The organism is Chitinophaga sp., from assembly GCF_036566945.1.
GTDB lineage: Bacteria > Bacteroidota > Bacteroidia > Chitinophagales > Chitinophagaceae > Chitinophaga.
The window spans coordinates 1-8,120 of record NZ_DATCVJ010000347.1 but is presented as its reverse complement, the minus strand read 5'-3'; the positions used below and the strand labels follow the sequence as shown (position 1 = coordinate 8,120).

The following is an 8,120-nucleotide window of genomic DNA, read 5'->3' as shown; positions in this document are numbered from 1 at the left end:
GTTTGGCAGGGTGCTGGAACTGACCAGCAAAGGTAAAAACTATACCTATACCTTTGTTTATGATGTCAACTATCGTTATTATAAAGATGGTAGTATCACCGCCAGCTATACCTGGAACGATTCTAAAGATAATACCTCCTACAATGGTAACGTTGCCAATAGTGCTACTTTAGGTTTGCCGGTGGCAGATGATCCACGTGATTTGAGTAAAATGTCTTACTCTGATTTACAGTTCCGTCATAAGGTAGTATTCTACGGTACCTCACCCTCCTTCGCAGGGTTTGTGTTCGGTGTACGTTTTTCTGGTATTGGTGGTACCCGTTACAGCCTGTTGTCGGGTGTAAACAGCAACCAGGATTTTGTAAGCGGTACCAACGACCTGGCTTATGTATTTAATCCAAATGATCCGGCCACTTCTGCAGCCGTTAGAGACGGTTTGAATAAACTTTTGACTTCAAAAGCAGGAAGCAGTTTCAAAAAATATGTTGAAAAATCAGAAGGTAAAATTGCGGAAAGAAATGGTGGCATCAATGGTTTTTATGGTACTGTCGATTTAAGACTGGCTAAATCATTCAAGGTGTCCAAAAAGAGTGGCTTTGAGCTTTCTGTAGATGTTTTCAACTTCGCGAATATGCTCAATAAGGAATGGGGTGCAAGCCATAACTTTGGTAATACCTCCTTATACCGTGCTTCTGCATTCAGTAAAGAAACCAGCTCGTATAACTATTCCGTTAATACCAGCGGAATTGCCAATCCAGGTGGAGACCCATACCAGGTGCAGGTAGGAGCGAGATTCTTCTTCTAATATCAGGCAAGCAGGATGAATAATAGAAAGCATCCGTGAAATACATACCATCTGTCGCCAGGCTGAAGTTGCACTTCGGTCTGGCGACAGTTATTTTATGGCATTGGGTTCAGATTTCTGATGTATTTCTTAATCTATCAAAGTGCAGATGCGCTGTTTTCTTACGCCCGTTTTTTATACACGCTCATGGCAAGTATATAAGCCACTACCATAATTCCTATGCACCAGGAAAGCGCCACCCATATTTCTTTGCCTACGGGTTGGTTGGAGAGTAGCGCACGAATAGTTTCCACTATCGGGGTGATGGGCTGATTTTCGGCGAAAGCGCGAACACCCGATGGCATGGTGTGGGTCGGAACAAATGCTGAACTAATTAAAGGCAGGAAGTGAATGGGATAGGCAATAGCCGCCGCACCATCTACTGTTTTTGCCGATAATCCGGCTATCGCTGCGATCCATGTTAAGGTAAGTGTAAACAGGGCAAGGATACCTACCACGGCAAGCCATCCAAATACGCCGGCAGGAGAGCGGAAGCCCATCAGTAATGCTACGAGCACAATGACGATAATCGAAATTATATTGGACACCAGGGAGGTCAGGACATGCCCCCACAGTGCGGCCGAACGTGCAATGGGCATGGAGTCGAAGCGCTCAAATATTCCCCGCTGCACATCGTTATACAGGCGGTACGACACGTAGCCTACACTGTTGGCTACAGCAATTAGCAATATGCCGGGCAATAGGTAATTCACATAATTATCTGTGCCGGTTTGAATGGCGCCGCCCAGTACATAAACGAATAACAGCATCATAGCAATCGGCATGATGGTAACAGTAATGATGGTATCCATGCTCCGAAAAACATGACGCATGGAACGTCCAAGCATAATACCCATGTCGGCGAAAAAATAGTTTTTTGTTGTTTCCATTTTACTTTTCTTTTTTCCCAACAATGGCAAGAAATATTTCTTCCAACGTTGGCTGTTTTTCAATATATTCTACTTGTGTGGGCGGAAATAACTTTTTCAATTCCGCGAAAGTGTCGCTCACAATAATTTTCCCCTCATGAAGAATAGCAATCCTATCGGCGAGTTGCTCTGCTTCCTCTAAATACTGGGTAGTCAGGAATACCGTAGTGCCATTAGCGGAAAGTTCTTTCACGATCTTCCAGAATTCAATCCGGGCCTCGGGATCAAGCCCGGTAGTCGGCTCGTCCAGGAAAATGATCGGTGGGTTTCCCACAAGGCTCATGGCGATGTCGAGCCTTCGGCGCATCCCCCCGGAATACGTGGAAGCCCGGCGATCAGCAGCCTCTGTTAAACCGATGCGCTTCAGAAGATCTTCGGCCACCTGACGTGGATCGCTAAGATGCCGCAACCTGGCAATCATCGTAATGTTTTCCCGTCCCGTTAAAACCTCGTCTATGGCAGCAAACTGACCGGTCAGACTGATGGATTGCCGCACGCTTTCAGGCTGTAGGCGGACATCAAATCCATTTACGGTTACATGTCCGCTGTCCTGTTTGAGCAGGGTGCTGAGGATTCTCACGATAGTTGTTTTACCAGTACCGTTAGCGCCGAGCAGGGCGAAAATGCTGCCCTTCTCAACTTCGAAATCTACACCCTTCAGGACATGAAGCTGCCTGTAGGACTTTTGGAGTCCTTTCACTTGAATGGAGTTATTTTGCATATAGGTAGTTCTTTAAATGAATGTAACCTTTGACAGATCGGCGCCCATGCCTTTTAGTTCGGCGTAGGTCAACTTATCCATCATCGCCCCATCGAAGCAGATAGTTTTAATGGCACGATAGTATTTATTAGTCAGGGCATAGGTGGGACGAAAAGATACATTACTCAGTGTGGCGCCATTAAAGGTCGCTTCATCTAATGCCGTTTTGTCAAACTTGACGTCGATAAAGATCTGCCTGTCGAGGCATAATTTCCGCATATCGGAATATTTGAAGTCTACCCCTTTGAAGGTGCAGTTTTCAAAAACCGTTTTAGTAAGGTCGGTCCTGGTTAACTTCACATCGGTTAGTTCTGTATTGGCGAATGTTGCCCCGGTCAGTCCTGATGAGCTGAAAACGGTGCGAACCAGAATAGTCTTGTTGAAGCTTGCACCAGCAAGATTATTGGAAGATAGGGTACAGTCTGTCAGGTTTGCCCCATCGAAATTGGCCTCACTCACATCGCTACCGGTAAGCGAGCTGCCAGTCAGATCCGCGCCGGCAAAGTTGGTGCCTCGCAAGGCACTGCCACTAAATTTTCTTTTATGAGCCGTAATGCCCGCTAAGTCACTCTCCGAAAGGTCGCTCCCGCTGAATTTTTTCAGTAACTGCCGATCCCGTGCCGGGGTGAAAGAGGGGGAGATCTCCGATGTCGTTGGGTCGATACCGTTATTATTGTCATTGGCCTTAAAAGATGTTTCAACACCTGAAGAAGGCAGATTTTCCGAAAAATAGTTAAGGTCAACGCCCAGAATTTCCGCCAGCCGGTTAATAGTAACGATGTCTGGTATTGATTCCCCACGTTCCCATTTTCCAACGGCCTGGGGACTAATGAATAGAAGCCCGGCAAGTCCTGCCTGAGACATATTCCTATCCTTGCGTGCTTTTGCAATTTTACTGCCGATCATTTTAGTATCCATAGGATCTGTTTTTTTTTGGTTTTTTGATATAGCAAAGATATTTGGATCTATTTCCAGATTCAAAAAAATGCAAACACGGCTGGTTGTATGTATACTACCTATAGTTGTAATCAACAACTACAGGTGGTATATGTAGAAAAGTGGGGAAAAATGATGGTCCATTAGCTCTCAAAGCCGTTTTTGTGTTTATAAATGTACTCAGTGAAGCTGGTCGGCCGGATCTTGAAAAGTTGGTGGTCTCGCCTGGCCCGAGGTTTTCTTTTACCCGGGGAGCTGCACGCATTCATGGGAAATAGAAGGAAGTTTATGTTGGGTAAGATAAAAAATAGCGATATTTAATTCATGAAAATTTTTCCTCTACCCCTCTTACTATTTACAGTAGTAACATTCACCGCCTGTCAGCAAAAAAGTCACAACCCCCAGACAGTGGCAGTCAATAACGACAAAGGTTCCGTTACCATTGACGCCAGGGACGTGTTGACATCGGATATCCTTACCAAGGAGGAACAGGCTAAACTTAAACCAGCGGATGTACTCAACCGGATGAGGAAGGGGAACCAGGATTTTATGGAGGATAATCTGACGGTTCGTAATACTACCGAACGGGTAAGAAAAGCAGCCCTTGGACAATATCCCAAGGCAGTGGTGCTTTCCTGCCTGGATTCAAGAGTGCCGGTAGAAGATATCTTTCACAGCGGAATAGGCAATCTTTTTGTTGCCCGCGTTGCCGGGAACATCATCAATGACGATATTTTAGGGAGCCTGGAGTACTCCTGCAAAGTTTCCGGTGCCAAATTGGTGCTGGTGTTGGGGCACGAATACTGCGGCGCCATCAAATCGGCGATCGACGACGTGAAACTTGGGAATATTACGAAGTTGTTAGCCAAAATCCGTCCTGCCGTTATTAGCGCCAGGGCTTCATTCCACGGTGCCGCTGTTTCTTCTAATCCCGCTTTTGTGGAAGCTGTTTGTGATGAAAACGTAAAACTGGCGATCCGGGCACTGAGAAGCAGAAGCCCTATATTAAAGGAAATGGAGGCAAAAGGAGAGATTATGATTGTGGGTGGCGTGTATGATATGGAATCCGGTAAAGTTGAAATTTTCACAGCTGATCAACTGAAATAATCATCGGTCATCTATAACAGATATCGTTTACCGATATACTTTATGAAATAGCCTCCTTCCGTTTCAACGTAATCACCGCCACTTCCGGCCACATACCAATTCTGCCCTTAAGTCCCAGGAAACCGAATCCCCGGTTCACATACAAGAAGCGCCCTGCATTCTGATAAAGTCCTACCCACTGTTTGTACACATATTTGATAGGGCTCCACTTAAACCCAAATACCTCGATGCCAAACTGCATCCCGTGTGTATGGCCGGATAAAGTAAGATGAATGTGCTGATGATGCTCCAGTGTGACCCCTTCCCAATGTGAGGGATCATGCGACATCAGGATTTTAAAGGAGTCGTCAGGAACGCCTGCGGTGGCTTTCTTTAAATCCCCGTATTGATGGAAGCCCCCTTTTCCCCAGTTTTCTACACCTAACAAGGTAATGGCCTGCCCGTTCTTTTGAAGCGTGATCGCCTCATCCAGCAGCAAACGAAACCCGATGTCGGCATGTACCTGTTTTAACCGGGTAAGGTTGGCACGTTTGGTTTCAGGCGTTTCCCAATGAACGTAATCGCCATAATCATGATTCCCCAATACCGAGTATTTACCCATCGGCGCTTTCAGTTCGGAAAACGCCGGTATCCATCTGTCCATTTCTGAAGCCTGGTTATTCACCAGATCACCGGTAAACAGAATAACATCGCTATGCTGGGCATTCACCAGGTCCAATCCTTTTTGTACGCCACCGGGGTTGGTAAAGCTGCCTGAATGAACGTCTGTTATCTGTGTGATGGTAAAACCATCAAAAGCCTCCGGAAGGTCCGGGAAATGGATCGTTTCACGCCTTACGCGATAAAAATGCCGCCCGCGTGTGATGCCGAACAGCACAATGCCGAACAACACCGCGGCGGTGCCTAGCGCCAGTTCACTTACCCAGATAGCTCTCGGCGGAAACCCGCGAAATAACCGGGTAATATCCTCCACCAGTAATATGGGCATCGAAAATAGCCGGGGAACAAAAGCCAGCAGCATCAGTCCCATCAGCCAGGTGATCAACGTTTGCTGTGAAGGGGAACCGCGTCGGCCAAAAATTACCGCTACGATGCCGCCCATTACCAGCAGATCTATGAGCCAATAGCACCATAACAGTGCGTTGGAATGTACAAAGGTTTGTATGGCCTGATAAAAATAAAGATCAGCGCCCAGCCAAAGCAACAATATGAAAGGAAGTCTTTTTGCCATTTATCTAAAAAATATGTCAAACATGTATTTGCTAAGGAAGACGATTGAATGGAGAGGATATTTTAAAAAAAAGAAAAAAACACTGTTTCAGCCTTACTGAATAAGCTATTTAACTAGGATTAAGTTTGTTAAAGTACTCGGCTATGCTATCATTGTTCGTTGCCGCCCTTGCTTCGCTGGTACCAAAGGTTAGCTCGTGCCGGCCATTTTTAAGCTGTTCAAATATACTGACGATGAAATCACTTACCGGCGGCGCAGCGTCATGCAGTCCCTTTCCTCCAAGGTCGGTATTCAGGGCAGGCGGAATAATCTCTATCACTTCCACACCACTATCTTTCAGCTGATGTCTTAAGGATAGCGTAAATGACCGTACGAACGCCTTCGTGGCACTATAAACTGCCGCCTGGGAAAAAGGAATGAACGCCAGTCCTGAGCTTACGTTCATGATGGTGGTCAACGATTTCAGCTGTAGAAAAAGCTCGATCAAATGCAACGGCGCCAGGATGTTGATGTTAATTTCCTGCTTCGCATTTTTGAAAAAGTCTTCATCAGCCACGTGGCCGCGGTTTTGTATACCGGCGTTGTTTACCAGCACGTTAAGATCGCTGTGGTGTTCGGCCACCCAGTTGTATAATCCGATCCGCCCTGCCTCCACCGAAAGGTCGCATTGTTTGATGATCACCTCCGGGAAGTTGGTGGCTACTTCATTCAGCACCTCTTCGCGTCTGCCACAAATAATAACGGTGTTGTTGTCTTTGAGAAATCTTTCCGTCATACCCAGACCGATGCCGGTGGCGCCGCCTGTTATCAGAATTTTGTTGTGAGATGATTTCATGGGATGTTGTAAAGTTTAAGTGAAATATTAAGATAATAACAGCCGTCATGTATGATTGGTTTCGGGATGAGGTAATATCAGGCCTGGCATTCACCAACTATACTTTTCATCAGCAGCTACAAAAATCACAATTATATTGACAAATACTGCCGTTAATTTGACTGACCACGATGGTTTTACAGACGAAACTCACTGCACACAGCGCGCAGAAAAACGCCGGGATGCCCCGTGTAAACTAACTGTTACGCTAATCCTTCCAGGCAAAAGAGAAATACTTTCCGGGCAAACCACGAAGGCGGAGGGAAGTCGGCCGCTACCATTAAATCAAAACAATCCTTATTTTTAGTCGTAACCATATTGTTTGGAGTTTAATACTATTTTCTGCTACATTCAATGGCATCCTGACTATGATTCCACTATCGACCAAATTTGCATGCGAGCCCGCATTGCTGGAAAAAATTGCAGCAGGAGATGAAATGGCCTTTCAGCAACTATTCGACCATTATGCCGACAGGATTTATGGCGTAGCCATTAGTTATACCAAATGCCCCTTGCTCTCCGAAGAAATTGTACAGGAAGTTTTTCTTAAAATATGGATAAAGAGAAACACATTGCCCGCCGTTAATAACATAGCCGACTATATTTTTATCATTGCCAGAAACAGGATACTCAATGTGCTTCGCCGAAACAAAATGGAAAAAGCCTACCTGAAACAATTGGCGACTGATAGCGACGAAAATATCCTCACTCCCGAACACCAATACTATTACAAGGAATCCAAAAGACTGATTGAAAATGCAGTGCTGGCACTACCTCCCAGGCAGCGTCTCATCTATCAGCTGAACCAGGTGCAGGGGCTCGGTTTATCTGAAGTCGCCGATCACCTCGGACTGTCAAGAAATACCGCCAGGAATCATTTGTCCAGAGCCATGGAATCTATCCGGGCGTATGTACTGCAACATGCGGATGAGATCCTGCTGCTTTTCGCACTGCTGATGATACCTCCCTGTTTTTAAAAAAAAATTATTTCACTGGTACATTGTTTCTTTTAAAGTGTCTTTACTATCACAGGATCGTATCGGTTATCATTTTTTGATCAATTCAGGCTATGTCAAGATTCAACACGTTACTGGAAGGTTATGAAGAAGGGCGGCTTTCTCCGGAGGAGCTAAAGGAATTTCTGGCATTACTCCCTCAGCATAAGCAGGTACTTGGAGAGAAAATTTTCGCTAATCTGGCGTCTGGTCAGTATGATGGAATGACCGACGCCGGCTCCAGGGCTGCGATGTTTCAGCAAGTAATGCAACAGGCAGCGGAAAGAAACGGGAAAGGAAGAATAGTGCTGTTTAACCTGTTCAGGATAGCAGCTGCCTGCATTTTATTGTTTGTTATGATATACGGCTCTTTTTTCTTTTACCATTCCCATTCAAAGACGGTATGCCGCAAAACATTCGCGCGGAAATTGCATCCGGTTCCCG

At 45.7% G+C, this 8,120-nt stretch carries 8 protein-coding genes and 1 pseudogene; 4 read left to right on the top strand and 5 right to left on the bottom strand.

The features are described 5' to 3' along the window. A pseudogene (locus VIP81_RS10360) lies at positions 1-805 on the top strand (TonB-dependent receptor); the annotation flags it as partial. A 161-nt stretch (positions 806-966) separates the two neighbouring features. Here VIP81_RS10360 and VIP81_RS10355 read toward each other — a convergent pair. From VIP81_RS10355 to VIP81_RS10345, 3 genes are read right to left on the bottom strand one after another with little or no spacing between them, the layout of a single operon-like run. Further along, positions 967-1,734 carry an ABC transporter permease gene (locus tag VIP81_RS10355; protein ID WP_331959504.1) on the bottom strand — a complete coding sequence of 256 codons (768 nt, stop codon included), beginning with the start codon at positions 1,732-1,734 and terminating at the stop codon, positions 967-969. Between the two features lies 1 nt (position 1,735). Then, positions 1,736-2,494 (bottom strand): ABC transporter ATP-binding protein, encoded by a 759-nt coding sequence (locus tag VIP81_RS10350; RefSeq protein WP_331959501.1) that lies wholly within the window; start codon positions 2,492-2,494, stop codon positions 1,736-1,738. 12 nt (positions 2,495-2,506) lie between these two features. After that, the gene (locus tag VIP81_RS10345; RefSeq protein ID WP_331959498.1) at positions 2,507-3,451 is read right to left on the bottom strand and encodes a pentapeptide repeat-containing protein; all 945 of its coding nucleotides are present in this window, start codon (positions 3,449-3,451) and stop codon (positions 2,507-2,509) included. 342 nt (positions 3,452-3,793) lie between these two features. On the opposite strand from VIP81_RS10345, the gene VIP81_RS10340 reads away from it, so the two are divergent. Beyond that, on the top strand, positions 3,794-4,576 hold the full coding sequence (locus VIP81_RS10340) for a carbonic anhydrase family protein (protein WP_331959495.1): 783 nt from the start codon (positions 3,794-3,796) through the stop codon (positions 4,574-4,576). A gap of 40 nt (positions 4,577-4,616) precedes the next feature. Here the strand turns inward: VIP81_RS10340 and VIP81_RS10335 are convergent, their stop codons facing one another. Further along, entirely contained in the window at positions 4,617-5,807 is a 1,191-nt protein-coding gene (locus tag VIP81_RS10335) for a metallophosphoesterase (RefSeq protein WP_331959492.1), read from the bottom strand. A gap of 109 nt (positions 5,808-5,916) precedes the next feature. Further along, the gene (locus tag VIP81_RS10330) at positions 5,917-6,642 is read right to left on the bottom strand and encodes an SDR family oxidoreductase (RefSeq protein WP_331959489.1); all 726 of its coding nucleotides are present in this window, start codon (positions 6,640-6,642) and stop codon (positions 5,917-5,919) included. 407 nt (positions 6,643-7,049) lie between these two features. Between VIP81_RS10330 and VIP81_RS10325 the strand changes: the two genes are divergently transcribed. Both VIP81_RS10325 and VIP81_RS10320 read left to right on the top strand, forming a co-directional pair. Next, the gene (locus VIP81_RS10325; RefSeq protein ID WP_331959486.1) at positions 7,050-7,658 is read left to right on the top strand and encodes an RNA polymerase sigma-70 factor; all 609 of its coding nucleotides are present in this window, start codon (positions 7,050-7,052) and stop codon (positions 7,656-7,658) included. A 92-nt stretch (positions 7,659-7,750) separates the two neighbouring features. Beyond that, on the top strand, positions 7,751-8,120 hold a 370-nt coding region (locus VIP81_RS10320; RefSeq protein ID WP_331959483.1), incomplete at its 3' end, for a hypothetical protein.

What these genes read in the sequence shown, in the direction of transcription:
- VIP81_RS10325 (WP_331959486.1), top strand. Translation starts at nt 7,050, where the DNA reads ATGATTCCACTATCGACCAAATTTGCATGCGAGCCCGCATTGCTGGAA.
- VIP81_RS10345 (WP_331959498.1), bottom strand. Translation starts at nt 3,451, where the DNA reads ATGGATACTAAAATGATCGGCAGTAAAATTGCAAAAGCACGCAAGGAT.
- VIP81_RS10355 (WP_331959504.1), bottom strand. Translation starts at nt 1,734, where the DNA reads ATGGAAACAACAAAAAACTATTTTTTCGCCGACATGGGTATTATGCTT.
- VIP81_RS10340 (WP_331959495.1), top strand. Translation starts at nt 3,794, where the DNA reads ATGAAAATTTTTCCTCTACCCCTCTTACTATTTACAGTAGTAACATTC.
- VIP81_RS10335 (WP_331959492.1), bottom strand. Translation starts at nt 5,807, where the DNA reads ATGGCAAAAAGACTTCCTTTCATATTGTTGCTTTGGCTGGGCGCTGAT.
- VIP81_RS10350 (WP_331959501.1), bottom strand. Translation starts at nt 2,494, where the DNA reads ATGCAAAATAACTCCATTCAAGTGAAAGGACTCCAAAAGTCCTACAGG.
- VIP81_RS10330 (WP_331959489.1), bottom strand. Translation starts at nt 6,642, where the DNA reads ATGAAATCATCTCACAACAAAATTCTGATAACAGGCGGCGCCACCGGC.